The organism is Alistipes sp. 56_sp_Nov_56_25, assembly GCF_001915285.1.
Classification (GTDB): domain Bacteria; phylum Bacteroidota; class Bacteroidia; order Bacteroidales; family Rikenellaceae; genus Alistipes; species Alistipes shahii.
In genome coordinates this window covers 116,185-142,631 of record NZ_MNQF01000062.1, presented here as the reverse complement: position 1 = coordinate 142,631, position 26,447 = coordinate 116,185, and the positions used below count along the sequence as shown (strand labels likewise).

Sequence of the window (26,447 nt, the reverse complement as noted above, 5' to 3'; positions counted from 1 at the left end):
TCGTGCGGTTTTAGCGCATGAAGGAGGTGATGAACGACTCGTCGAGTGTGACCTCGGGAGCGAAACGGTCGCTGCGGACGTAGCGGTCGATGCTTTCGAGCAGCTGGCGCGTGGCGGGGCGCTGGTCCATCTTCTTTTTCGTGTCGACCGCCAGCACGAGCAGTTTGCCGCCGCCGACGCGGGCCTCGAAGCCGATGCCGAGTTTTTCGTTGTTGTCGAAGCTGTCGATCACCTGGATGAAGGGCCGCAGCTGGCGCGGGGTCTGCTGCATCTCGATCACCTTGGCGTTCTCCAGAATGTCCCACCACTGCCAGTCGGTGTGGTATGAGGTCGGGAAGTCGGCGAACACGGGTTGCTCGGCGTGAATCAGACAGCCGATGGTCATCGGCGCCCAGGCGAACATGATCGGGTTCCAGAAATGGTTGTGGAAGGTCGATTTGCGCCCCTTGACCTTGTTCGGCGCGGGGGTCAGGACGACTTTCTTCCCCGCGGCGAGGTACTGTTTGGCCTGCTCGCCGAACTCCGTCGTGTAGAGCACCTCCGTATCCGACTGCATCAGCTGTGCGTTGCGCGGATAGACCCAGATGTCCCAGCTGTTGCTTGTCTTTTCACCGACGTTCAGGTGCACGGTCAGCTTCTGCGGGCCTCGCACCTTGCCGAGCGGAGCGGAGAACTCCCCGACGGGGAACACGCCGTCGGTGCCTACGGTCTGCGATTTCAGACTGCCCTTGGCGATGGCTTTCCCGCTGCCGTCGGTGATCGACCAGCGGATTTTCGCATTTTTGAGCGCCGCCGCGCCGAAGTTGTAGACCTCGGCCTTTGCCGTGAAGGTTTCGTCTTCGAACCAGGCGCTTTTCGGGTAGCGGAGCAGCGCCACGGTCGGCGCGCAGAAGGCCCGCCAATCCTCGGGCGTCACCAGGCCCTTGGAGTCCCAGAACGGATCGAGCACACCCACCGGGGCGTAACCCTGGCCCGGGAAGTCGTTGAGCGACAGGAGCTGAAATCCGGCCGATTTGGACGAGCGGAGCAGCGCCTCGATCACGGCCTTGTACTCCACGACGGTCAGCGCGCCCGAGGCCCGGAAGAAATCGTGGGCCTGATCGCCCATGCCGTTGGCGGTGAGCATCTCGCGCCACAGTTCGAAGTTTCGGGCCTCGACCGGTCCCGTGTATTTCCCGATCTCGCGGAAGTCGGGATAGACGCACCGCTGGCCCGACTCGTGGGAAATTACCGGAACGTCCACGTCCGACTCCTTGCTGCGGTCCCAGTCGGTCGAGGGCCGTCCCTCGTAGACCTTCACGGGGCCTTTGTTGGTCTGCTGCGAGACGTAATACTGGTTGGACGGGACGCGCGTGCGGGCCGTCGAACCGCTGTACAGATGCCGCGTGTCGAGTTTGCGGCCGTCGGCGGTCAGCTCCTCGATGAAGTCGAAGTTGCCGGTGATCTCGTTGCCGTTGCAGTAGAGGACGAACGAGGGGTGGTTGCCGTACTCCTTGAGGATGGCGCGCATCTCGCGGCGGAAGAAGTCGTAGCGCGCTTCGTCCGGCTCGGCGTCCTTGCCCCACATGGGCATCTCGACTTCGAGGTAGACGCCGTGGCGGTCGGCCATGCGGAAAGCCGCGGCGGGAGGGCACCACGAGTGGAAACGGATGTGGTTCAGTCCGTAGTCCTTGACGATGCGCATGATACGCTCCCATTCGGCGTCGCAGACCGGGGCGTGGCCCGTTTTCGGGAACACGGCGTTCTCGACGGTTCCGCGCAGGTGGAGCGGACGGCCGTTGAGCAGGATGTGGTTGCGGCCCTGCGCCACTTCGCGCATGCCGAAGGTCGCCGACTTCTTATGTTCGAAGGACTCTTTTCCGGCGCCGGTCAGCAGCGTGCACTCCACGGTGTAGAGGTTCGGGTTGAATTCGTCCCAGAGTTTGGCCTCCCGGCCCAGCGCGACGGTTTCGGTCAGGTCGATCTCCTCCGCTTCGCCGCCGACAGGTACCTCCTTCGTTACGTGCAAGCCGTTGCCCGAGACGGTGAGCAGCGCCTTTCCTTCGAAAGGCTTTTTCGTGCGGTTGTCGATCTTCAGGCGCACGTCGACGCTGTTCGTCTCGATGTCGGGATACAGCTGCATGTCGTCGATGTAAACGGGGTCTACGGCCACGAGTTTCATCTCGCCGAGGATGCCGTTCCAGTTGATCTGCGTGAACTCCGTGTGGGCGTGGTTCCATTTGTGGGTGTTGTACTGGAACCGGTTGTCGATGCACACCGTGATGCGGTGCGTCTTGCCCGGGGTGACGAAATCCGTCAGGTCGTGGTTGTGGGGGACGCTGATGTAGTCCAGTCGGCTCACCTCCTTGGTGTCGACCCATACCGAGCTGAGCCAGTGGGTGCGTTCGAAATAGAGGAAGATGCACTTGCCCTTCCAGTCGGCCGGGAACTCGATGTCGCGCTGATACCACGCCGGACCCATGTACTCGTAGACGCGCGTCAGGCGGTCGACATGGCGGTAGGGCGATTTGTAGCCGATTTTGTAGTCGTCGGTGATGCCGGGGAGCATGATGGTCTCCTGGAGTTGGTGGTTGTAGCGCGGCGAAAGCGATCCCCTGCGGAAATCCATCACGTCCGTCTGGAACCTCCACTCTCCCGAGAGGTCCATTTCGCGGGTCTGGGCGGCCGCCGGGGAGAGGGAGCCTAACAGCACGGCCGCGAGAAGCAGTTTTATAAACCGGTTTTTCATGTATGGTGTTGTTTTAGATTATCGTTTCAGGTGTTTGTCCGCGAATTTCACGAATTGCCGCCAGTCGTAGAGCGTGATGTCGTGGTCGCCCGAACGGACGTGGTGGCCGATGTGTCCCGACAGCACGGGCGCGTCGGTTTGGGGCAGTTCCGTTCCCGAAAGTCCCTCCAGGCCGAACAACTCGTAGACCGGCGTGGCGTGGACCCCCGCGAGGAACTCGCCTTTCGGATCGGCCCAACGGTCCTCGACGGCGCTGGCGATATACACCGGGCGCGGGGCTATCAGCGCAATCAGTTCGTGCTGGTCGACGGGCAAAGCCGCCTCGTTGCCCGAATACCGGTTGAAGTTCCCGCAAAACCAATGCGGGAAAAGGCTGTTGATCCTGGCTACGGTTTCGCCGTAACAACGCCGCGACAACGCCGCGCCGCCGCATCCCGAGTCGTTCGACACGGCCATGGCGAAGCGCGGATCGACGGCTGCGGCCCAAAGGGCCGTTTTGCCGTGCCGCGAATGCCCGATGACCGCCACGCGGGAGGCATCGACATCCTCGTCGGTTTCGAGGTAGTCCATCGCACGGCTCAAGCCCCAGGCCCAGGCTGCGATCGTGCCCCATTCATCGGGGGCCGGTTTGGTCTGCCCCTCGCGGTAAAAGAGCGGGTGAACGCCGTTTTGGAAGCCGTCGTCGTAGTCGGGGTCGATGTCGCCGCGGTAAATCGTGGCGAGGCCGTAGCCGTTGGCGATCAGCATTTCGACCGGCCACCGCGATGCCGCCGCGGCGCGCGGGAACCCTTTTGCGCGGACTTCGCTGCCGCCCTCTGCGCGCGGCTTCATGCGCGAAACGGACTCCGTAATCAACGGGTCGTCGCAGATCGTGTGGTTGCCCTTGAAATTCAGCCCCAGAAAGACCGGAACGGCGTCGGTGCGTTTGTTGGGGATGTAGAGCAGGATGGTCATGAAATGTGCGTCGTCCTCGGTGAAGTAGACGGCGATCTCCCGGCGGGTGGCCATGTTGCCCAGCGTGTAGCGGTCTTCGGACAAGACCTCGAAATGCAGTCCCTCGGGGCGGTCGGGAGCTTTTCCGTAGACCTCGCTTTCGAACAGCGACAGCAGTTCGGGACGGCGTTCCGAAGTCCACGTTTCGGCGTCAGTCACCTTTTTGCCGGCGATGGTTGTCAGCGGGTCGGGCAGCGTGTAGGCCGGAACCTGCGATTCGTCGTAGTTTGTCGCGGGCATCTGCGCCCGGGCGCAGAACAGGGTCAGGCCGCAGAGCGACAGCAGCGCGTATTTTTTCACGGCGGTCATGGCTGCAATCGGCGTTTGATGCGCGTGAGCGCCTCCAGATAATAGTAGTCGGCGTAGGTGAGCGGCACGTCGACCTCCGAGGAGAAGGGATAGGCTCCCGTGCTGTGCCGGAGAATGAAGCCTCCGTTCTCACCCGCCGGAGCGGTGTATTCGGGCGAGGCCAGCGTGCGGATCTGCTTTTCGGCGAAAGCCATGTACCGCTCCCCTTCGGCTGCGGGCACGAAGCCGCTCAGCTCGACCAGCGCCGAGGCCATGATCGCGGCCGCCGATGCGTCGCGCGGCGTGGAGGCGAGGGCCGGCGCGTCGAAATCCCAGTAGGGAATCCCGTCGGCAGGCATGTTCCTGTGGTTGATGAGGAATCCGGCGATGCCGCGGGCCTGTTCGAGGTAGCGGGCGTCGCCCGTGAGGCGGTACATGCAGGTGTAGCCGTAGAGTCCCCATGCCTGTCCGCGGCTCCAGGCCGAGGAGTCGGAGAGGCCCTGATGGGTCTGCTTGAGATGGGGCTGTCCCGAGATCGTGTCGTAGGAGACCAGGTGGCAGGAGCTGAAGTCGGGGCGGAAATGGTGTTTCAGCGTCTTGTCAGCATGCGATACGGCCATGTCGCGCAGCGACTTGTCGCCCGAACGGTCGGCGGCCCACATCAGCAGTTCGAGGTTCATCATGTTGTCGATGATGACCGGATACTGCCATTTGTCGCGGTTGTGGTCCCACGAGCGGATCAGCCCTACTTCGGGTTTGAAGCGCGTCGCCAGCGAGCGCGCCCCGGTGAGCAGCACCTCCTCGTAGGACTTGTCTCCCGTGAGGCGCAGTCCGTTGCCGAAACTGCAATAGAGCATGAACCCCACGTCATGGTTGTCGGTGGTGTGTTTTTCCCGCTCGACGCGTGCGGTGAACATCCGGGCGTACTCCAGCACCCGGGGGTTGCGGCCGTTCTCGTAGACGTACCACAGCACGCCCGGGAAAAAGCCGCTGCACCACCAGCGCGAATCCGACGAGACGTCCTCGCCGTTCTCCCACGTGCGCGGCAGGCGGCCTTCGCGCGCACTGTACTTCTCGGCCATCAGCAGCGTCTGCCGCTCGGCGCCGGCCAGCGCCTTGTCCACGACGGTCTCCAGCGGTTCCCGCCCGCTTCCGGCGCAGCCTGCGAGCAGGACGCCGAGAAGCGTGTATGTCAAAAATTTCTTCATCTTCTTTTAATGTTTGTCGTAATAGGCTTTCATCAGATACCACGCTTTCTTGCGGTATCCCTGGTCGGAAACCAGCCCCTTGCGGTTCCAGCCCTCCTGGTTGGCGGGGTGGAAGCGGAACGGCGAGCGGAAGTCGAACAGAATCCACGGCGACACGCCCCGCAGGTTGGGGATGTTCTCGAACATGCGCAGGTTGTCGCGGTAGAGGGCCTCCTGATACTCCTCGCTCCACGAGCTGGCCACATCGGCCGGGCCGTGCTGGCCGTAGAGCGCCTCGCCGCCGAATTCGGAGGTGATCAGCGGTTTGCCGCGCGCCACGTCCCACACCGCCTTATCGGGCGTGAGGGGCCACGGGTGATACCAGCCCATGTATTTGTTGATGGCCACGACATCCAGTTCCCCGATGAACGGGTCGTCCATGACGAACAGCTGCCGCTGGCGGTCGAAACGTACCAGATCGAACGCCGCAACGATCTGGCGCGTGTCGTCGATCTCCCGGCAGCATGCGATCAGGTGGCGCAGGAAGGCGTTGCGCGGCCCGGAAGGCTGCGTCTCGTTGGCCACGCCCCAAAACGTCAGGGCGCAGCGGTTCTTGTCGCGCGCGACCATCTCGCGGATCATGCGGCCCGCCTTTTCGCGGGTTTGGTCGTTGGCGAAGTCGATGCCCTGCCAGATGGGAATCTCCTCCCAGAGCAGGAAGCCCATCTTTTCGGCCAGCCGGACGATATGTTCGTTCTGCGGGTAGTGCGCCAGACGGATCATGTTGCAGCCGAGTGCCTTGGCCTCGCTGAGCAGCATCACGGCGTCGGCCTCGGAGTGTGCCCGGCCCATGCGCTGGGGGATCTCTTCGTGGAACGAGATCGACTTGAGGAACACGGGCGAGCCGTTGAGGACGATCTCTTCGCCCTCGGTGCGGATATTGCGGAACCCGATCGACTCCTCCACCCGGTCGCGGTCCGTGGAGACGATCACCCGGTAAAGTTTCGGATCGGCGGGGGACCAGCGTTGCAGTCTCCTGACCCGGAACGACGCCGAGGCCGTACCGGTCGCTCCGGCAGTGACGGTCCGGTCTACGTTCAGTTCGGGAATCTCGATCCGTACGGCCGTTCCGGCAGCGGCGCCCGCCAGCTGCACATCGGCGTCGATCCGGTCGTCGGAATCCTTGCCGAGGCGGATGAAATAGTCCCGGATAAAGGCGTCGGGCACGCTGACGAGCATCACGTCGCGCGTGATGCCGCCGTAGTTCCACCAGTCGAAGGCCATCGCCGGGATGGCGTCCGTGGTGCGGGTGTTGTTGACCTCCACGGCCAGAAAGTTGCCTTCGGGCTTGAGGCGGCCCGTCACCTCGATCTCAAAGGGTGTGAATCCGCCTTCATGGGCGCCGATCTCCTCGCCGTTGAGGTAGACCCGGCAGCGGTAGCTGACGGCTCCGAAATAGAGGAACTGCCGCCGGCCGGCCTGCTCGGGGGCGTCGAACCGCCGGGCATACCACACCGTGCCTTCGTAGTATTTCAGCTCGGGCATCTGACAGTTCCAGTCCGAGGGAACGTCGAGCCGCAGGCCGTTGTCGAACGAATATTCGTAGAAATCGGTCTTTCCCTCCGGCTTGCGGTTGAGGTAGATCTTGTTTTTGCGGCCCTGATCGTAGAGATCGACGATGGCGTCCCACTTTCCGTTGAGCGACTGCACGTCGCGTCCGTAAACGTTGGTGATCAGCTCCTGGGCTGCGATGTCGGCCGCCGCGAGCAGCAGCAGAGCAAATGACAGGATGAATTTTATCGGTGTTTTCATTGTTATCAGGATTTGTGGTTCGTCAGCGGATCAGTTCGTAGCGGTACATCGTGTAATCGTTGGGCGCGGGAAGTTCCACCTCCAGCGTTCCGCGGCGTCCGGTCTTCTGCACGGCGGCCTTCCCGCTCCCCAGCACCGGCGTGAGGCGCACTTTCGAGTTCTCGGGGAGCCATGTTTCGATCCGGGCCTTCCGGTCGGGGTTCTGCTCGCGGAAGAAGATTAGGTAGCCCCGCTCGCCGTCGACCGACTGGAATCCGGTCCACGAACGGCCCGACGGTTCGTCGCCCACGGGGAGGATCACTCCGCGGTGGAAATCGTGCTGCACCTCTTTGTAGCGTTCGATCAGCGCGCCGATGCCCAGCGCCTCTTCGGGCAGTCCGCTCGCCTCCATCCAGGCCAGCGGCTGTCCGGCCATGGTCGTTGCGAAGAGGTATTCGAAACTGTAATTGGCCGGGGCGAACGGGTCGCCGGCATATTTTTCCGTGTTGCGCCATTTGTTGAGGAACTCGATCTGGAGCTTCTCCGCGGGAACGTATTTGGAGAGCATCCACAGGTTGCGCAGCGTCCAGTAGGGGTAGTAGTTCTGCCAGTCGGTGTAACGGTTTTCGAGGAAAATGTTGCCGTACTCGTTGAACATGTGGTAGCCTCCGCGGCGTCCGGCCGTGGCGTCGAGGTTGAAGACCACTCGGCCGCCCGTCCGCTCCAGCACGCGGTCGAACAGCCGCCGCAGGTTGCTTTCGGAGCGTTTGTCGGGGATTGCCAGTCCGTCGATCTTGAACGTGCGGATGCCGTACTCGTCGTAGAGACCGACGAGGGCCTGCGCATCCTTCTCCCAGTCGGCATAGCCGTCCTGTACGCTCGGGTTGAACCAGAGGCAGATCTCCACGCCCAGTTCCCGGCCCAGCTCCACGACAGGGTGCAATCCCCGGGGGTATTTCTCCGGGTCGGGCTTCCAGTAGTCGGGATTGTCCCAGATGTTTTTGAACGACCCCTTCGCCACGGCGGAGTTGGGGCTTTTGCCCACCTGCCAGCCGTCGTCGATCTGGAAATGCGTGATGCCCAGATGCGCGGCCTTGCGGACCTCGGCCAGGCAGAACCGTTCGTTCACCTTCGTGTCCTGACTGCGGTCGCCCCATGTGTTCATCATCACCATCTCGTCGCGTCCGGGAAGCAGCTTCCGTAAATTTTTCTGGTAGCTCCGCAGGGCCGTCAACTGTTCGAGTTCTCCGCCCGACCAGACTCCGAGGACGCATCCGTAGGCTTTCACCCACTCCCCTTCGCGGAGGTCCTTCTCCGTCACGCCCAGTCCCGTCACCGTGAAATCGCCGAACTCCGCCGTGAAGTCCCCGCCGCCATAGGCCAGTTGCACGCCCGAACCGGGGGCTTCCTTCAGGAAGAAGAGCCCGCGGCCGTTCTCGGCGTTGCGGGCGAAGAGCAGGTTGCCCCGGTAGCTGTTTTTCCGGTAGGGAATGACGTCGGTTTCGAAGACCAGGTTGTTGTTCCAGTCCGTGACGTCCTGGAACTCCACGATCCGCGTATGCCAGTGGAACCCGCCGGGGTTGAACCGGTCGAGGGTCGCGGCGACCGGCTGCGACTGCATGTCGGCGGTCGATTCGATGTTCTTGCGGTCGGCGGCGTTGACCGTCCGGCTGTCGGGAAGCTGTGCGGCGCTGCCTTTGAGGTAGGTGTCGCAGGCGATCGCCGGAGTGTCGGCGCAGATGCGGTAAATCCGCCGCACGTCGAGCGTTCCCAGCGAAAATTCCACGGTGATTTCCAGCCGCGCCGGATGGATGTCGGTTTCGGCGATCCGTTTCGTCGAGCAGCGTCCGCCGGTGCTTCGGGTATCGCCCGCGACCTTGAAATCGGGCGTCAGGGAACGGGAAGTCCACACCTGTCCCGACGAAAAGTCGGTCAGGCTCTGCGTCATCAGGTTGCCGCCGTTCCAGACGAACCGGCGTTCGATCCGGGAGTTGCCGATCGTCAGGGTGTCGTTCTGCAAACGGCTGTAACAGCCCTCCTGCGGGAAGGCGGACGTGCCGCAGAGCAGCATCGTGAACAGTATCGGGAGTGTGTGTTTCATGGTCGGGATTCTATTTTGCCGGCAGGATTCTGCGCATCGTGTCGGTAAAGATCGCAGCCATCCGCTGCTGGATGTATTTGTCTTGGCCCCGCAGGGGATGCCACCCGTAGGCGACGCCTTCGATGGTTTGCGTGTCCTGGGCGTGGAGCAGGCTCTGCTGGGTCCCGGTGGCCGGGTTCGGAGTGTCTTTCGAGAAGCCGATGTTCCTGTCGAACTCCACGAGCGGCAGGCCCCACCGTGCGGCGAGGCGCCGTATGGCGGCGTTGTAGGTCGTCCGCGCGTCGTGCCAGTCGGTGCAGAGGACGATGACGGCGGGTTTACCCGATTTCGTGCCGTAGTACTTCGATTTCGGGTCGTCCTTCAGGGCGTAACACTCGCTTTGGTAGCGTTTGATGACGTAATCGAACGCTGCGGCGTAGTTGCTTCGGTCGAACGGCGTCGTGTAATCGGTGTACTTCTCTTTCAGGCCGCCCGTGGCCGAGACGTCGCGGTTGTGGACCTGCATGATGACCAGCGCATCCATCTCGTCCAGCTCCCCGGCGTTCCAGAGCGTGCCCTCGGCCATCCGGTTGGCCGTGTCGGCGATCGACTCGCCGCCGATGGCCCGGTTGAGCGCCCGGGCGTCCAGTTGCCGGCAGCCGATTTCGAACCAGCCGTTCTGCGGCGAGGCGAACGAGGCCCCGGTGAGGAGGATCGTATATTTCGCGTTCTCCTGCGCTGTGGCATGCCCCCATGCGAGGGGCAGCGCAAGCAGCAGTGTCAGTAGTTTTTTCATTGTTGTTTTCAGTCGTTGCGCAGTGCGCGGGGCGCTTTCAGAGAACCGCCCGTGTTGAATTTCTGGTTATCGGGAATCCCCTCTTTTCTGCCGACGCCTTCGCGCATCAGCCTGCGGAGTTCTCCGAGGTGTTTCTGGTAGATCAGGCGGGGCGAAGCGTCGTATTTGCGGCACAGCGAGGCTGCCATGCCGACCACCTCGCCCATCATGCCCGTCGTGCGCATCACCCGCACCGTCCCGAGGGCCACGTGCGTCACGCTGATGTTCCGCCCGGCCATGAACAGGTTGTCCACATTGCGGGAGTAGAGACACCGGTAAGGCACGGCATGGGGATAGATGTGGATGTGTTTGGTCGCGGCCTTGAACTCCCGGCCCGGGAAGCGCACGGAGTTGAGCGAATCGGGAAAATGCAGGTCGATGTCCCACGTCGCGGTGAACGAGGCGTCTTCGTGGAAGACGTTCTTGTCGATATCGTCCTGTTTGAGGACGTAGTCGCCCAGAAGCCGCCGCGATTCGCGTTTGCCGGCCACATAGGCCACCCAGCCCAGCTCGCGGTTGCGGTACTTGGCATTGTCTTTCAGGCCGTTCTTGAGAAAGCTCCAGTTCGAATAGATCACCAGCAGGCCGTAGTCGCGGATGCGTTCGAAATCGCGGATCTGGTCGAGGTTCATGCCCGTCTCCCATTTCCATTCGCCCATCGTCACCCGCTCGCAGTTTTCGGCGTTGAACTCCACGCCGTAGCTGAACGTCGGGAACGAGGTTTTGCGGCCCGTGTCGACCGAATACCATTGGACGGACGAACCCATCGTCATCCGGTCGGCGGTTTCGGGCGCCAGCGTTTCGCCGAATTCGTCGCGGCTCTCGCGGCCCATGCGGTAGTCGGCTCCGGCCAGGAATCCGACGGTTCCGTCGCCCGTGCAGTCGGCGAAAAGCGGCGCTTCGAGCGTCGTCTCCTCCCCGGTTTCGATGTGGCGGACGATTACGGATTTTATCCGGCCGCCCTCTTTGTTCACCGCTACGGCGCGGCAGCTGGAGAACAGCTTCACGTTCTGCTCCCCGGCGATGAACGCACTTTTCTTCGCGTCCTCGTAGTTTTCGGCCGGCCGGGCGTTGCCTTCGCGCGAGTGGCCGAATTCGCGGATCATGCGGCCCAGTCCCTCGTTGGGGCCAAGCTCGATGACGCCGCCCAGGTGCACGCGAATTTCGGAGCTGTTGTTGCCGCCCAGCACCGGGCGGTCGTTGACCAGAGCGACGCTGCACCCCAGCCGGGACGCCGCGGCCGCGGCGCACATGCCTGCGATGCCGCCGCCCACGACGACGAAATCGAACGATTCGGCGGTTTGCGGCGTTGCGGGGATGCCGAGCATCCGTTTGCGGAATGCAGCGAGTTCCGCGCTTCCGGACGGAGGGACGTCGCCCTCTTCGGTGGTGAAATAGACGGCGTCGCAGCGGCCGTCGAATCCGGAAAGGTCGGTCAGCGAAACGCTGACCGGACCTTTCCGGACGGAGACCTTTCCGGCGCACTGCCACATCCACTCGCTGCCCGTGCAGCCGAGCGTCGCGGACAGTTTCCGGCTGCCGACCCGGAGGGCGAACTTTCCGGGACCTTCCCCGTCGTACCAGGGGGCGACCCAGTTGAACGTCCGGACGTAGACCCGGTAGGTTCCCGTTTCCGGGAATTCGACCGTCGTCACGGCGTCCGCCACGGGTTTGCCCATGCCGTGCGCGATGAGGTAGGGCGAACCCATCTGGTCCATGAACTGCTGGTCCACGGCCCACCCGCCCTTGTCGCGGAAACTCTCGGCCTCGACCAGGACGCCGCTCCCGAAGGAGGCGGTGACGGACAGCAGCAGCGCTGCGGAAAGCAATGCAACCCTCTTCATGGTTTTTCAGGCGTTAGTTGATCTGTACTTCGTGCAGTTTCACCCAGCCTTCGGCCGTCTTTTCGTTGTTTACGGCGAGCTGGATGGCAGGCCGGTTCTCCTTCGTCGTGTCAACGATGGCGATGCCCCACGTGTATTTCCCCGCGGGAAGATCGACGGCCGGCGTTTCGAAGGTGTAGGAGAAGGGCTTGCTCTCGACCCAGGTCGAAGGCTCGCAGTCCTTGTCGACGAAGACCTTCTGCGCCTTGTCCGAAGCGTCGATCAAAGCGAAGGCCACCTTGTATTTGTAGTTCCACTGCGGCAGGTTGTTCGGGAAATAGCCCCAGCCCATGTTGCGCCAGCGCGAAGCGACCTTGACACGGCTGCCTGCGCTCACCTGGTCGGGAACGATCACCTGGTCGGGATAGAGACGGTAGCCGCCTTCGGAGACGAAGCGCTGCACGAGGCTGAAGGCATCGTTGAACCACGACTCGGTCTCCTGGCCGACACGGAAGTCCATCATGTTGACGCGGGCTTCGGCCGAGGAGTCGAATTCGCCCTGGCGGACATCTTCGGGGTGTCCCTGGCGGTAGCCGGCCGGGTCGTTCCAGTAGCTGTGGCTGCTGACGATATATCCGCCCTCCATGATGATGGGGACCTTGTAACGCCATTGTGCGGCGATTGCCTTCTCCCAGGTGCTGTAACCCCAGCTGGAGTTGTTCATGCCGAAGGCGTCGGAGCGGATGCAGTAGCCGTTGCTGATGGCCAGGGCCACGAGGCTTTCGCTGTTCGGGTTCGCCGTGCCCTGGCTCGTGGGATGGCCCAGTACGCGGTGGTAGTTGATCACCAGGGGAACCTTCGTGAAGTGTTTGGCGTAGAGCTTGGTGATCCAGTCGAGGACTTCGCGCTTCACCGTTTCCGTATTCTCATCGACAGCCGATACGTCGTCCTTGTTGTAAGCCACGCTGTGGCCCTCGCCCCACTTGCCGAGGCCGTAGCCGTCGATGAACGAGGTGTATTCCGGATCGTTGAACTCCTCGGCGAGGGCTGCGACGAACTTCTCGTAGTAGCGCTGGAAGATCGGGTCCTGCGGCATCGGGGTCTTGCGGTCGGGGTATTTCGGCTCCGACATCGCGTATTCGGCTCCGGCATCGTAGACGAACTGGGGCGTATTGGCGCCCTGGTCACGTCCGTCCACCACGACGCGGAAAGCGATGGGGAGTTTCAGCTCCCGGGCTTTCTGAACCAGTTTGTAAACCTTCGAATCGGGGTCTTTCCAGGCGTACTGCCCGTCTGCGGGATTCAGCACGGACCATTTCGTGCGGATATAGCAGGCCGAAGCGTAGTCCGCCACCCTTACGTTCTTTCCGAGCAGCGGTACGTAGATCTCCTTGTCGAAATAGGAGGGATCGTAGTCCGCGCTGACATACATCACCCAGCCGTTGAGCGGGTTGTGCAGCACTTCCGACTTGTTGTAGGCGGGCTTTACGGTCACACCGGCAACTTGGCCGCCTTCTTCGCCGCCGCCGTTGTCCTTCGAACAACCGCAGGAAGCGGCGCAAAGAAATGCTGCCAGAAGACAGCCGGTCATCAGATTTCTCATGTGTATCATGTTGCTGTTTTTACGATTGATTGTCGTTGTAATGGAATATTGCCGTATCTTCCTGTCGGCCGGAACCCAGTCTCCATTCCGATACGGCAATATTTTTCAGTCGTGCGGTCCGGCGTTATTTGTTCCGGGCCAGGATCGTTCCGTGACGCAGATCGAAGATCAGCAGGTCGGAAGCGGGGATCGTGTAATACGAGTTGCGCGTCTCTCCGTCGGCGCCTCCGTGCAGTTCGCCCACCTTGCCGAGAGTCAGCGTGAGGTTCTGCTTCTTGCCTTCTGCCGTCAGCGGACAGGTGAAGCAATAGGCATTGTTCTGGTTGTAATCCGCATCGCCGACCGAGAAATTCTGGGCTACGCAGAACTTCATGCCGCTGGAAAGTTTCGTGCCGTTGTGCTCTTCGGCGTCATAGATCAGGATCTGCGGGTCGGCGAAGCTCTGCTTCAGGTTGAGTTTGCGCACGCCCCAGCCCGTACCTGCTCCGTAGGCGTAGAGATCGAGCACTTCGATCGTTGCCTCGGGATTGGCTTCCGCACCGCTCGGGTGGAATGTGACGGACAGCGGCTTCAGGTCGGTCGCCGACGAGTAGATGCGCACCTGCTTGTTCTCCATGTCGATCAGCAGGCGGTAGTTGCCGGCGCTCGGGATATTCCACGAAACGGGGGTTTCCGTCATCTTCACGTCGACAAGCTCCCCGTCGCGGAGCGCGCCGTTGCCGTCGCTCGGAACGATGTAGTAGGTCTGACCCTCCAGCTCGACGGGAATCTGCAACTCGCCGATGCTCAATTCGCCGTACCAGGCATAGAGGTTCGCATTCTCGACCGTCTTTTCGATCTCCGTCACGCTGCTGATGGCCGTGCCGGAAAGCGACACCTTGTCGGCATCGAAGACATCGACCTTGATCGGGGTTACGGTCACCTCCACGGTGCGCACTTCGGGCATTTCGTATGTGGGGCCGCCCGCATACTCCGCGATGACGCGGAACGCCAGCGTGAAGGTCTTGTTTACGGGCACTTTCCAGCGCTCGTTAGCCCAGTTGTTGATTTGCTCGGAGGTGTAGCTCCGGCTGAAGATGCCGTCGTCTTCGCTCGTCACGATGGCGGTGGACGAACCGAAGTTGTTGTTCAGCAGGTCCAGTTTGGTCGTGTAGGACACCAGATACTCGTCGGGCATCGGACGCGCGGGCGTCCAGTCGAAGGTCAGTACCGTAGCCGAAAGGTCGTTTTCGTCCAAAGCGATCTGGGAGGCGGAGGCGGTCAGCTCCAGAGTTTCCCGGACCGGGTCGCTGTCGTGTTCGTACGGGTCCCATTCACAGGCCCACTGGCCGAGTGCGAAAAGGGTCAGCAGCGACAGGTTGCATGCAAATTTTATCTTTTTCATAACTGTTTTTTTCGTGGTTGCTGATACGGTCCGGAATCTGCCGGACACATTCTTGTCTGATCCGCCCGGAGGCGGGGACGAAGGTTTTTAGCCTTCGTAACCTTCATATCCGGGATTCTGCGGGAAATTGCCGACATTCGCGTCGCGGATAGCCTGCGGAATGGGCCACAGCACGTGGAAATCCTGGATGAGGTCGCGCGCCTCGGGGTTGTACTTTCTCACGCGTTCGAGCAGTTTGCCCGTGCGTATCAGCGTGAAGCGGCGGCTCTCTTCGCCGTAGAGTTCGCGGATGCGCTCGTCGAGCAGGAAATCCATCGTCATCTCCTCGTCGGAAACGTCGGACACTTTGGCGCGGCGGCGCACTTCGTTCACGGCATCGGCGGCCTTATCGGGCATGTCCTGACGCAGGTAGGCTTCGGCCAGCAGCAGGTAGGTCTCGGCCAGGCGGAATTTCATGCGGTCTTTGTATGCGCCGGTAAGCTGGAGGTTTTCCTCCTTACCGAAGAAAAATTTCTTCAGCGCCGGGAAGAGCTGGGCCTGCGACCACGATTTGTCGTCGATGGGGCATTTTTGTCCCAGCTTGTTGGGCGTCAGCGGGTTGTTGTAGTACCAGTTGCGCTTGATGTTGTACTCCGAGTTGCGGATGTCGCCGTCTTCGAAGATGCCTTTTTCCTGAATCCCGGGGAAACCCTCCTTTTCTCCGGCCGTCGTGGCGTTGGTTCCCTTGACGCCGATCCACCACTTCAGCGGATAGATCTGCGCCAGGCCGCGGCCGCCGAGCGAGTCGGCCAGTGCGAATCCGTCGATGGCGTGGTACTGGGGATTCCAGGCGCGGCGGGTCCAGTCGTCGGAATTCGTGCCGCCGCCGACCGTGTTGTACTGGAACTGCATGACCCAGATACCCTCGGTGTTGCCGGCCGAACGGTTCTGATTGTTTTCGACGAACATGTCGCTGAAATAGTCGCCGGGATCGTTCTTGGCGTTGCCGAAGCGGCTTTTCATCAGACTGTAATACGGGCAGTCGATCACGTCCTGGGCATTCTCCTCGGCCAGCTTATAGTCGCCTTCGGCGCCGCGCAGCAGGTACATTTCGCTCAGCAGGTGGCGTGCGGCCCACGTCGTAAGCTTGCCCTCCTTCACGTTGTCGGGATTGTCGGGAAGGTACGTCTTGGCAAATTCCAGGTCTTTGATGATGTTGCCCAGCACCTCGATCTTGGGATCGCGCGAGAACGAGAGCAGGAAGGGCTTCTGGATGGTTTCGACCCAGGGCACGTCGCCGTAGAGGTAGACCAGCGTGCGGTAGGCGTAAGCCCGGAAGAAACGGGCTTCGGCCTGGTAAAGCTGTTTGTCGGTGGGATAGTCCCAGTTGTCGTTCTTTTCGGAATAGATCAGCAGTTCGTTGGCCGAAGCGATCAGGTTGTAGGCCCAGTTCCAGTACGAGCCGACGAAAAGCGTCGACGGGTTGAGCGTCATTTCGGCGAACGGAACCAGCGAACCGTCGCGGACGGTTCCCATGCGGCAGAGGTCGGTCGAAATCTGGAGGACCTCGTAGGCGCAGGCGCCGTTGTGCATGAAAGCGCCGTTTTCACCCCAGGTGTTGTATTCCGAGCGGGCGATGGCGTAGAGCCCCGTGGCTCCCACCTCGAAGCCCAGTGAACTGGTGTAAGTGTTGTCGGGGGCCAGCGAACTTTTCAGATCCTCTTCCAGGAAGGAGGTGCAGCCCGCAGCTATCGAGAGGATCGAACTCGCGATGCCGATCTTGATATAATTCATCGTTTTCATAGTCAGGTCTTGATTAGAAGGTTAAGGTTAATCCCAGTACGTAGGAACGGGCGGTCGGGAACGATGCGAACCAGGTGTTGTCGTAGTTCAGCATCTGGCGCATGTTGGAGAAGGCGCAGACGTTGTTCACGCTGAAATTCACGTCGATGGCGCTCAAGCCGATCCGGCGGACGAATTTCTGGTTGACACGGTAGCCCAGCGTGATGTTGCGCAGCTGCACGTAGTTGAGCTTCTTGTAGTAGCCGTGGCTGAAGGAGGCCTGGTAACCCGGCGAAACGACCTCTGCGTCGGGGGTCTCCGGCGTCCAGTATTTCACGCCGTGGATGTAGTTGCCCGAACCGAACGTATACGAGGAGATGTTGGCCACGTTGTCCGTCATCCACTTGCCGAAGACGCCGTTGAACAGGAACGAGAAATAGAGGTCCTTGTAGGAGAAACGGTTGCCCATCGACATCGTGAAGCTCGGCTGTTTGCTGCCGATCACCTTGCGGTCTTTGGAGTCGATGACGCCGTTGCCGTCGACATCCTCCAGTTTGGCGGCTCCGGGCGTGGCTCCGGTCTGGTGGGCCACCTCCTTGCCGTCCTTGTCGATGAACGTGAACTCGTCGCCTTCCTGCCAGATGCCGATCATGTTCCAGTCGTAGTAGACCGACAGCGGCTGGCCGATGAACCACTTGTTGTTGATGTCGTCTCTGCCGTCGCCGCGCAGCGCGACGATCTTGTCGCGGTTGAGCGAGAAGGTGAAGTCGGTCTCCCACCTGAAATCCTTCTTGCGGATATTCTGCGAATGGAGCGTCAGTTCGATACCCTTGTTGCGGGTCTGGCCGACGTTGTAGAGAATCTTGCTGTAACCGTTCATAATGGGAACGGTACGCGACATCAGCAGGTCGTGCGTGTTGGAGAGGTACATGTCGATCGTACCGCCCAGACGGCCGTTGAAGAACTGGAAGTCGATACCGAGGTTGGCCGTATAGGTGGTCTCCCAACGCAGGTCGGGATTGCCGATACCGTCGCTCGGCAGGTAGGCCGAGTTGGCGGCGTCGCTGTTGTCGCCCCAAATATATTTGACACCATTGGTCGAGTAGAGACGGTCGAGCGACTGATAACGTGAAATGGCGTTGTTTCCGTTGGCGCCGTATGAGAGGCGGATCTTCAGCATGTCGATCCAAGAGGCGTTGTCCTTGATGAAGCTCTCCTCGCCGAGATGCCAGGCAACGGCAGCCGAGGGGAAGAAAGCCCATTTGTGGTTTTCAGCGAAGGCCGAGAACGAGTCGGCGCGTCCGGTGAGTGTCAGAAGGTATTTGCTGTTGAAGCCGTAATTCACACGGAACATGCCCGAAACGAAGTTCTCTTTCCAGAAAGACGAACTGATGGCGATCTTGTTCTCGGCGCCGTCCATCCGGTAGAAGCTCGAGTCGTCGTTTACGAAGCCTTCGCCGCTTTGCGAAGCGGCTGTATACTGGGCCTCCTGCATGGAGAAGAGACCTGTGAAGTCGATGTGATGTTTGCCGAAATTCCGGTCGAATTTAAGCACGTTCTCCCACGTCCAGTCCGTCGTGTGGTTGTTGGCCAGCTCGGCGCGGCCGTCGACTTTCTTACCCGTTACGGTGTTGCGGCCGTAGTAGGTTCCGTTCATCTGGCTGCGGTAGTTGTAGCCGAACTGCGACCGGAAAGAGAGCCCTTTGACCGGAAGTTTGAGATCGAGGAACCCGTTGGCCATGAAGTTGCGGCCCGTGCGTTTCTGGTCGGCGTTGACGTCCTTCATCGGGTTGGGCAGGTTCGAGTAGTCCATCGGCTCTTCGTAGTAGGCGCCGGTCTCGTCCTTGTAGATGCCGTAGGGGCTTTGCTTGATGGCATGTTCGAGGTTCGGCGTCGCACCGCCGGTCTCACGGTTCACGAACTGCGTGGTGAGACCTACGGACAGCCAGTCGTTCATTTTCTGGTTGATGCTGGCATAGACGTTCGTGCGCTGGTAATTCGAATTGTAAACCACGCCGGGGTTGTCCAGGTAGGAAACCGAGGCCATATAGGTGGTCTTCTCGTTGCCGCCCTGGAAGCTCAGCTGGTGGTCCATCGTGAAGACCGTGCGGAAGACGTAGTCCTGCCAGTCGTTGGTGATGCCCTTGGCGTAGTTTACCTTCTCGCTGGCGCTGATAATCGAACCTACCAGCGGATCGAGCTGCTCGCCGCTGTAATTGTTCTTGAGCCGGCCCATGTCCTGTTTGAGGCGGATGAACTCGTTGGGACCCATGGTTTCGATGCGCTGCATCGGCTCGGCGATGGCGAGCTTCGTTTTGTAGGTGACATGGAAATCGCCCTGCGAACCCCGCTTGGTCTGGATCAGGATGACGCCGTTCGAGCCGCGCGAACCGTAGATGGCCACGGCCGACGCGTCTTTCAGCACCGACATGTTCTCGATGATGTTCGGGTCGAGGTCGGCCAGTCCGCCCGAGTAGGGAATGCCGTCGAGAATGATCAGCGGGTCGTTGCTGGCCGTCAGTGAGTTCTGGCCGCGGATCAGCAGGGTCTGGTTGCTGCCCGGCGCTTCGTTGCCGGTCGTGATGTTCAGACCGGCGACCTGGCCGACCAGACGGTCCATCAGGTTGTTGGTCGAGACCATTTCCAGCGTCTGTTTGCTGACGACGGCGAGACCTCCCGTGAGGTCTTTCTTTTTCTGCGTACCGTAACCCACGACGACCACTTCGTCGAGGGACTGGGCGTCTTCGGTCATCGTCACGTTTACGACATTCGATGCGCCGAGTTTCACTTCCTGGTCGGTATAGCCCAGACAGGTGAAAAGAAGCGTCGAGGATGCGGGAACTTTGATTTCATAAACACCTTGCGTATTGGATACGGCTCCGTTGTTGCTTTTGCCGTCCTTTACCACGACAACGACTCCCGCCAGCGGGGCGCCGCTTCCGTCGGTGATTTTACCGGTTACTTTGACGTCGTTCTGCTGGGCGAACGACGGTGTTGCAGACAGCAGGAATAAGAGGGAAATCGTCAGGCTGCCTATAAGCTTTTTGTACATGCTCATTATCATAAAAGGTTTCTTTTTGGTTAGTGCTTGTATCTCCGTTATAAAGGGATTGTCTGGAGGGGCGGGAGACACTTCGTCGCCTGGTGTGGTTTTCCGATCATCTTTTCATAGGTTTCAGGTTTTAATTTTTTAAATTTTTTTATGTATTTCGAAGGAAAAGCGGACGCCGGGGACTTCGGACCCCGTATTGCAAAGGTCAATAAAACGGGGCGACCGGATGGGCGTCGTTTATTCGGAAATGGTTCCATTTCGTACGGAGGGGTAAAAAAAAGGATCATATCCGGGCGCTGCGGGCGCTGCGCAGACCTGCGAAGAGTCCCGCCCGGACAAAATGAAACCTCCCTGCCGGTCGCGCGGGGCGACGGCGGGAAGGTTTCTGCGGGCAGATGCGGACGCTGCTCCGGCGGATACGAAAGCACGAGATATTCATAGCCGGTTCGGTGGGCTCCTTTCGTGCGGTTTGCGTCAGGATTTCTTCTTAAATTCGGATGGGGTCAGTTCGAAATGCCGTTTGAAACAGATGCTGAAATATTTGGGATTGGCGAATCCCGTCAGGACCGAGATCTCGGAGATGGTCAGGTCCGACTCCCGGAGCAGCTGGGCCGACCGTTTCAGCCGGACGTCCATGATGAACTCCTTGATCGACATGCCCGTGATGTCGTTGATCTTCTGGTAGAGGAGCGTGCGTCCGATCGACATGTCCGACACGAACGAGTCCACGTTGTAGTCGCTGTTGTCCATGTTCCGTTCGATGTAGTTCATCGCCTTTTTCAGCAGTTCCTCGTCCATCGACGAAATGGTGATCTTCGACGGTTCGGCGATGTACTTCTTGCTGTAACGCTCCTTGAGTTCCTGCTGGGTGCGGATGAGGTTGGCAACCTGTTTGAGCAGGAAATCCATATCGAAGGGCTTGTCGATGAACACGTTGGCTCCGCATTCCAGCGCCTTGATCTTGTTTTCGGTGTTTTTGCCCAGGGCCGAAAGCATGATCACCGGGATATGGCTGGTCTTGATGTTCGAACGCAGCGAGCGGCATACCTCGAAGCCGTCGGCTTCGGGCATCATCAGGTCGGTGATGACGATCTGGGGGCAGATTCTCTCCGCTTTGGCGATGCCTTCGCTGCCGTTTGCCGCGGTGTATACGTTGTAGTGTTTCGACAGCCGTTGTTCGAGGTAGCTCCGCAGGTTGGGGTCGTCCTCGATGACCACGATGTTGCACGCCTTGCGGTCGTGCCGGTCGTTGGGAGCCATGACGTCGGATTCGGTCAGCAGGTTGTCGATTTCGGAGACCGTGTATTCGTACGATTCGGCGGCGCTGTCGGTCTTTTCGGCGTTGAGCGTGAAGGGCAGGACCACCGTGAACGCGACTTTCGAGTTGCCCGAACGGAGGGTGATGGTTCCGTTGAGGTTGCCGACCAGCTCCTTGACGATGGCCAGTCCCAGGCCGCTGCTGCTCTCGAATTGGGGACGGCGGTCGGAGAGGTGGTTGAACGATTCGAAGATGGCCTCCTTCTTGTCGTCGGGGATTTCCGCCCCGGTGTTGGTGACCGTGAAGGCGATGTATTCGGTGCCGGCGGCCGGCGGAGCGGACTCCGGGCGCTGGTCCTGCCGCGCCGGGTAGATTCTCACGCCGACATAGCCGTTTTCCGAGGCGTACTTGATCGCGTTGGAGAAGAGGTTCGTGAAGATTTTTTCGATCACGTCGTGGTCGAACTTGGTGTAGAAACTTTCATACTGGGAGTTGAAGCCGGTTTCGATCCCCTTCTTGTTGGCGTAGAACTCGAACAGCGAGAAGATGCTGTCGATGAAGCGGATCAGATCGCCCGGCTGGCGGTTCAGGGTGATCTTCTGGCTCTCGATTTCGCGGAACTGAAGCAGTTGGCTGATCATGCGCTGGATGCGCCCCACGTTCTTCTCGATCAGGTGCACGTAGGCATTGCCAGGCGCATTGGCGGGCAGGTGTTCCTTGAGCTGTTTCAGCGGGTCGACGACCAGCGTGAGCGGAGTTTTGAGGTCGTGGGAGATGTTCGTGAAGAAGTTGATCCGGGCCTGGGTCAGCTGCTTCATGTTCTGTTCCTTGATCCGCTCCAGTTCGAGCCGCTGTTCGAAAATCTTCTTGTTGGTGAAATACCGCCAGATGAAGTAGGCCACCGCCGAGAGCAGCGCCGCATAAACGAGGTAGGCCCAGCGGGAGAGGAAGGGCGAGGGGTGCACCCTGAAGCCGAGCGCCGAAACCTCGTCGCCCCACAGGCCGTCGTTGTTGGCCGCCTTGACCTCGAAGACATAGTTTCCGGCGGGCAGGTTGAAGAACTGCACCGCCTTCTGTCCCTGCGGCAGCAGGGACCATCTTTCGGAGTGTCCCAGCAGGCGGTAGGCATACTGGTTCTTCTCGGCGTTCAGGTAGCTGTTCGCCGAGAAGCGGATTTCGAAATTCGACTGCCGGTGCGACAGTTCGATCACGTCGCCCTCGCCTCCGCGGTAGGAGAGCGTGGAAATGGCTTTCTCCAGAGGCGAGTTCTTGGCGCCGGGCACGGCCGGCCGGCTGTTGATAAGCAGGTCCGTAAAATAGACTTTCGGCTTCTGGTCGTTGTATTTGATCTTTCCCGGGGTGAAGAGGATGAAGCCGTCCGTCCCTCCGAACAGCATTTCGCCTTTCGAGGTCTTGTAGCAAGCCCGCACGTAGTAGGCCCCGCAGCGGTTCGGGATGTCGATCTGCGATTTGCGGATCACCCCGTCGGTATGGTCGTAATAGTAAAGCCCGTCGTTGGTGCTGAACCAGACATCTTTCGAGGGGGTGTCTTCGAGGATGCCGAAGACTGTTTTGCCCTCCAGCCCTTCGCCGTTCCGGTCCCTGAAATTGACGTAACTGCCGTTGCGGCGCAGCAGGTTGACCCCGCCGCCACGGGTTCCGAACCAGATGTCGGAGTCGGAGGTGACGCAGTAGGAGCAGAGGTTGTTGACCGAATAGGGGGCCTCTGCGATGTAATGGCGCTTCAGAATCCGCCGTGTGGCGGGATCGACGACGTATGCGCCGTCGTGCCCGACGAGCCACAGGTTGCCCCGCTCGTCGTGGAACAGCGTTTCGATATGGATGCGGACGGCGTTTCCCTGTGCGTCTGTCAGCCGGACCGTCTCCACGCGTCCCGTACTCGCATCCTTGTACATCAGCTCGGCGTCCGGGTCGGTCAGCCAGATGCCCCGGTCGCCCTCCTTGGCGAAGTCATAGACGCTCAAAGGCTGTCCCGAGGCCGGATGGTTCATGTACAGGTCGGAGAAACGTCCCTGCCGTTCGTCGAAGACCCGCATTCCGCCGTTGAACGCCGAGACCAGCAGCCTGTCGTTTCCGTCGTGCCACAGCTTTTTGATCATGTTCGACGTCAGGCCGCAGCGGCTCTCCTGCGTGTAATAGACGAACCGGCCGTCGCGGCGGTCCCAGCGGTTAATTCCCCCCCCCCTCCGTTCCGATCCAGAGATTGCCCTCCGAATCCTCTTCGAAACAGCTGACGATGGGATGGTTCAGCCCGCCCGGCGTGGCTTTGAAATAGTCCACGCCGTTGTCCGCGAAGGTCATGTAGGCCAGTTTGCCGCCGTATGTGCCGACCCATATCCCGCCGTCGGGATCGGGGAAGATCGACCATACCGAATTGTTGGGCAGGGAGTAGGGATAGTGGAGGTCGGAACGCAGCAGCTGCGTGCTGGCGGTAAGCGGCTCCAGCAGCAGCAGTCCCGATTGCGTCGCTACCCAGATGATGCCCTGCGAATCGAGGTGAAGCTCCTTGGTGCCGGCGGATTTCTCGTATTCGAGCGGCAGTCGGAAATACCGTCCGATCCTGCCGTTGCCGTCGCATTCGTAGAGCCCGTCCATGAGCGTGAGGACATATACCGACCCGTTGCACTCCACCACGTCGCGGATCACGCAGCTGCCGCCGCCGACGGATGCGAAGAGGACGTATTGCCCGGTCTCCCGGTTCAGGCGGTAGAGATCGCCGCCCGACGCGGCGTAAACGTACTCCTTCGTGCACACCAGCGTCAGCGTCCGCCCGGGTGCGGACATCTCCGGAGGCATCGGATAGCGGGTCACGGCGGGCAGCCGTTCGGGGCTGAACGATTCGATGCCGTTGTTGCGGATCAGCCATACCGTCCCGTCGTTGTTCGCTGTGACCGAGCCGATATTGCCCTCCAGAACGAATTCGAACTCCAGCTTCCGGTAGTTGAAGCGCAGCAGCCCTTGGTTAGTCCCTACGTACAGGCCTTTCCGGTTGTCCGTGATCACCTGTCCGTAGGACCAGTAGGAATTCGGCAAGAGGTTCGTGACCAGGTCGGTCATCCGTACGAACGACGTGCCGTTGTACATGAACAGGGCGTCGTAGCCGCTGAACCACATACGCCCGACGCTGTCCTTGGCGATGCTGTGGATGCCTCCGTAATAGGAGGTCTCGGGCATGGTGTGGAAGCGGTAGTCCGGGATATTCAGGGCATGGAGCGCCGGAGAAATCAGCGTTGCGGCGAAAACCAGCGCCGCAAACGGAATTTTCGTATATGCCTTATGTCGGGTCATCGTTTCTTCTTTAGCACAAAGATAAAAGAAAAAGCGAAAAATGGATGCTTCGAAGCCCGGTTTTTCGGTTCTCCGCCGCCGGACCGGGCGCGCGGCGGGGAAAGCCGGGCTGCACCGCCCGGAGACGAAAAAGACGGCAGGGAAAACTCCCTGCCGTCTTTTTTATTGAATGAAGCGCTCCGGACCGGGGCGTGATTCCGGTGGGCGTTTACCGCCCCTGAAGCCCGCTTTTTAAGCGGGCGGGCGCGGAACTGGATCGTAAGCCAGAATGGCCCGGCATCGCCCCCTGAAACCCACTTCTCAAGCGGGTTACCAGATGATTACGCGATCCTGTTCGGGCAGGAACATCGGTCCGTCGGCGATCGAGAAGGCGTCGTAAAAATCCTGCAGGTTGCGCAGCGTGGCGTTCACGCGCCATTTGCCCAGCGAATGCACGTCGAGCTTGGTGAGACGTGCGATCTCCTCGTCGCGGATGTTCTGCGCCCACAGCGTGGCGTAGCCCAGGTAGAAACGCTGCTCGGGAGTGAATCCGTCGATCGGGGCGGGAGCCTCCCTGCCTGCGAGCGAATTGCGGTAGGCCGTGCGGGCCACGCGCAGGCCGCCCTGGTCGGCGATGTTCTCGCCGAGCGACAATGCGCCGTTGGCGAAGATCGCAGGCTGTCCCTCCTTGGCGGGCAGAACCTCGATCGCGTCGAACTGCTTGACCAGAATGTCCGTCTTGGCCTTGAACGCGGCGGCGTCCTCGTCGGTCCACCAGTTGTTCATGTTGCCGTCCTTGTCGAAATTGCGGCCCTGGTCGTCGAACCCGTGGGTCATCTCGTGGCCGATCACCACGCCGATGGCGCCGTAGTTCACCGCGTCGTCGGCGTCGGGGTTGTAGAACGGCGGCTGGAGAATGGCGGCCGGGAAGCAGATTTCGTTGGTCGTGGGATTGTAGTAGGCGTTCACCGTCTGGGGCGACATGTGCCACTCGTCCTTGTCCACGGGCTTGCCCAGTTTCGAAATGTTGTCGGACGTATACCAGGCGTTGGCCTCGACGATGTTCTCCCAGTAGCTCTTCGCAGGGTCGATCTTCAGCGTCGTGTAGTCCTTCCACTTGTCGGGATAGCCGATCTTCACGGTGAAGGCCGCGAGTTTCTCCTGCGCCTTGGCTTTTGTGGCGTCGGACATCCAGTCGAGGGCGGCGATGTGCTGACCGAGGGCCGTTTGCAGGTTCTTCACCATGTCGAGCATCCGGACCTTGTCCTTCTCGGGGAAGTACTTGGCCACGTACATCTCGCCGACGGCTTCCGAAAGGGTTCCGTTGGGCACCGACATGGCGCGCTTCCAGCGGGGTTTCTGCTCCTGCTTGCCCGACATCACGCGGCCGAAGAAGTCGAACGACGCGTTGATGAAGTCGTCGCTCAAGTAGCTGGCGGCTGCGCCGATGTACTGTGCGGCGAGGTAGTAGCGGATCTCCTCCAGCGGGGCGGTTTTCATCAGTTCGTTGGCGTTGGCCAGGGCCGAGGGGGTCGTCACGATGATCTGCTCGAAATCGCCGATGCCCATTGTCTTATAGTACTCGGCCCAGTCGATGGCATCGTAGGCCTTCTCGAAATCGGCCTTCTTCGTGGGGTTGTACATGGCGGGGATGTTGCGCAGTTCGACGCTCGACCAGTTTTTCTCGGCCAGCTTCGTTTCGATCGACAGCACGCCGGCGACGGCCTTGTCGATGTCGGCCTCGGGAACGCCCGACAGCCGGAAGATTTTGCCCAGATACTCCTTGTAGGCGGTGCGGATCGACTCGTTCTCGGGATCGAGGTAGTAGTCGCGGTCGCCCATGATCAGGTCGGGCTGCGAGGCGTAGAGCGCGTTGATGTCGCTGTTCATCAGGTCGGACTGCACGCCCACGCCGAAGAACGGATTGGCGATCGAGGAGTGGAGCCTGGCCACTGCGGCGGTCAGCTGCGAGCGGTCGCCGATGGCGAGAATTCCGTCGACGGCGGCCTTGATCGGAGCGGCGCCCTCGGCGTTCAGGCGCACCGAGTCGAGCCCCATCTTGTAGAGGTCCGAAATCTTCTGCTCGACGCTTCCCGGCTCGGCTTTCTGCTGCGTCATGCCGGAGAACAGCTCGTTGATGCGCTTCTCGTTGTTGTCGCGCAGGATGTCGAACGAACCGTAGCGCGCATATTCGGGCTTCAGGGGGTTGTTCTTCTGCCAGCCGCCCGTGGCGTACTCGTAGAAATCGGCGTTGGGGGCTACCGACAGATCGAAGTTCGCCATGTCGAGGGCCGGGGTCTTGGGGGTATTCTGACAGGCTGTCATGCAAGCCATTGTTGTTGCGAAAAGAATGATTTTTTTCATGTCGTTCGGGGT

General features: G+C 60.6%; 14 protein-coding genes. All 14 read right to left on the bottom strand.

The window, feature by feature from the left end; genetic code table 11:
* Positions 1-10: 10 nt before the first annotated feature.
* Positions 11-2,728, bottom strand: coding sequence for a sugar-binding domain-containing protein (locus tag BHV64_RS10415; protein ID WP_288115868.1), 2,718 nt, complete (start codon positions 2,726-2,728; stop codon positions 11-13).
* 18 nt (positions 2,729-2,746) lie between these two features.
* A complete protein-coding gene (locus tag BHV64_RS10410) occupies positions 2,747-4,030 on the bottom strand; it encodes a glucuronyl esterase domain-containing protein (RefSeq protein ID WP_149886884.1) in 1,284 nt (427 codons plus the stop codon).
* A complete protein-coding gene (locus tag BHV64_RS10405; RefSeq protein WP_118406375.1) occupies positions 4,027-5,217 on the bottom strand; it encodes a glycoside hydrolase family 88 protein in 1,191 nt (396 codons plus the stop codon). The genes BHV64_RS10410 and BHV64_RS10405 overlap by 4 nt, the downstream gene beginning before the upstream one ends.
* 6 nt (positions 5,218-5,223) lie before the next feature.
* Complete coding sequence (locus BHV64_RS10400) at positions 5,224-7,008, bottom strand: glycoside hydrolase family 2 protein (protein WP_288115865.1); 1,785 nt, start codon at positions 7,006-7,008, stop codon at positions 5,224-5,226.
* A gap of 22 nt (positions 7,009-7,030) precedes the next feature.
* The gene (locus tag BHV64_RS10395) at positions 7,031-9,088 is read right to left on the bottom strand and encodes an alpha-galactosidase (protein WP_217726926.1); all 2,058 of its coding nucleotides are present in this window, start codon (positions 9,086-9,088) and stop codon (positions 7,031-7,033) included.
* 10 nt (positions 9,089-9,098) lie between these two features.
* Positions 9,099-9,863 carry a DUF5040 domain-containing protein gene (locus BHV64_RS10390; RefSeq protein WP_217726925.1) on the bottom strand — a complete coding sequence of 255 codons (765 nt, stop codon included), beginning with the start codon at positions 9,861-9,863 and terminating at the stop codon, positions 9,099-9,101.
* Between the two features lie 8 nt (positions 9,864-9,871).
* Positions 9,872-11,746, bottom strand: a complete 1,875-nt coding sequence (locus tag BHV64_RS10385; RefSeq protein WP_118406371.1) for an FAD-dependent oxidoreductase — start codon at positions 11,744-11,746, stop codon at positions 9,872-9,874.
* A gap of 13 nt (positions 11,747-11,759) precedes the next feature.
* Positions 11,760-13,337, bottom strand: a complete 1,578-nt coding sequence (locus BHV64_RS10380; RefSeq protein WP_022062142.1) for a hypothetical protein — start codon at positions 13,335-13,337, stop codon at positions 11,760-11,762.
* Between the two features lie 115 nt (positions 13,338-13,452).
* Positions 13,453-14,712, bottom strand: a complete 1,260-nt coding sequence (locus tag BHV64_RS10375) for a SusE domain-containing protein (RefSeq protein WP_276743035.1) — start codon at positions 14,710-14,712, stop codon at positions 13,453-13,455.
* Positions 14,713-14,799: 87 nt separating this feature from the next.
* Complete coding sequence (locus BHV64_RS10370; protein ID WP_276743032.1) at positions 14,800-16,494, bottom strand: RagB/SusD family nutrient uptake outer membrane protein; 1,695 nt, start codon at positions 16,492-16,494, stop codon at positions 14,800-14,802.
* Between the two features lie 13 nt (positions 16,495-16,507).
* Complete coding sequence (locus BHV64_RS10365; RefSeq protein ID WP_288115860.1) at positions 16,508-19,537, bottom strand: SusC/RagA family TonB-linked outer membrane protein; 3,030 nt, start codon at positions 19,535-19,537, stop codon at positions 16,508-16,510.
* A gap of 462 nt (positions 19,538-19,999) precedes the next feature.
* Positions 20,000-22,903 (bottom strand): response regulator, encoded by a 2,904-nt coding sequence (locus tag BHV64_RS10360; protein WP_288115859.1) that lies wholly within the window; start codon positions 22,901-22,903, stop codon positions 20,000-20,002.
* 70 nt (positions 22,904-22,973) lie between these two features.
* On the bottom strand, positions 22,974-24,092 hold the full coding sequence (locus tag BHV64_RS10355; RefSeq protein WP_288115857.1) for a ligand-binding sensor domain-containing protein: 1,119 nt from the start codon (positions 24,090-24,092) through the stop codon (positions 22,974-22,976).
* A 309-nt stretch (positions 24,093-24,401) separates the two neighbouring features.
* Positions 24,402-26,435 carry a M13 family metallopeptidase gene (locus BHV64_RS10350; RefSeq protein WP_418194256.1) on the bottom strand — a complete coding sequence of 678 codons (2,034 nt, stop codon included), beginning with the start codon at positions 26,433-26,435 and terminating at the stop codon, positions 24,402-24,404.
* Between the last annotated feature and the right edge of the window lie 12 nt (positions 26,436-26,447).

Excerpts from the sequence above, each read along its gene's own strand:
- BHV64_RS10390 (WP_217726925.1), bottom strand. The coding sequence starts at position 9,863 with ATGAAAAAACTACTGACACTGCTGCTTGCGCTGCCCCTCGCATGGGGG.
- BHV64_RS10365 (WP_288115860.1), bottom strand. The coding sequence starts at position 19,537 with ATGATAATGAGCATGTACAAAAAGCTTATAGGCAGCCTGACGATTTCC.
- BHV64_RS10395 (WP_217726926.1), bottom strand. The coding sequence starts at position 9,088 with ATGAAACACACACTCCCGATACTGTTCACGATGCTGCTCTGCGGCACG.
- BHV64_RS10380 (WP_022062142.1), bottom strand. The coding sequence starts at position 13,337 with ATGATACACATGAGAAATCTGATGACCGGCTGTCTTCTGGCAGCATTT.
- BHV64_RS10375 (WP_276743035.1), bottom strand. The coding sequence starts at position 14,712 with ATGAAAAAGATAAAATTTGCATGCAACCTGTCGCTGCTGACCCTTTTC.
- BHV64_RS10360 (WP_288115859.1), bottom strand. The coding sequence starts at position 22,903 with ATGATCAAAAAGCTGTGGCACGACGGAAACGACAGGCTGCTGGTCTCG.
- BHV64_RS10405 (WP_118406375.1), bottom strand. The coding sequence starts at position 5,217 with ATGAAGAAATTTTTGACATACACGCTTCTCGGCGTCCTGCTCGCAGGC.
- BHV64_RS10370 (WP_276743032.1), bottom strand. The coding sequence starts at position 16,494 with ATGAAAACGATGAATTATATCAAGATCGGCATCGCGAGTTCGATCCTC.
- BHV64_RS10355 (WP_288115857.1), bottom strand. The coding sequence starts at position 24,092 with ATGACCCGACATAAGGCATATACGAAAATTCCGTTTGCGGCGCTGGTT.
- BHV64_RS10385 (WP_118406371.1), bottom strand. The coding sequence starts at position 11,746 with ATGAAGAGGGTTGCATTGCTTTCCGCAGCGCTGCTGCTGTCCGTCACC.
- BHV64_RS10410 (WP_149886884.1), bottom strand. The coding sequence starts at position 4,030 with ATGACCGCCGTGAAAAAATACGCGCTGCTGTCGCTCTGCGGCCTGACC.
- BHV64_RS10415 (WP_288115868.1), bottom strand. The coding sequence starts at position 2,728 with ATGAAAAACCGGTTTATAAAACTGCTTCTCGCGGCCGTGCTGTTAGGC.
- BHV64_RS10350 (WP_418194256.1), bottom strand. The coding sequence starts at position 26,435 with ATGAAAAAAATCATTCTTTTCGCAACAACAATGGCTTGCATGACAGCC.
- BHV64_RS10400 (WP_288115865.1), bottom strand. The coding sequence starts at position 7,008 with ATGAAAACACCGATAAAATTCATCCTGTCATTTGCTCTGCTGCTGCTC.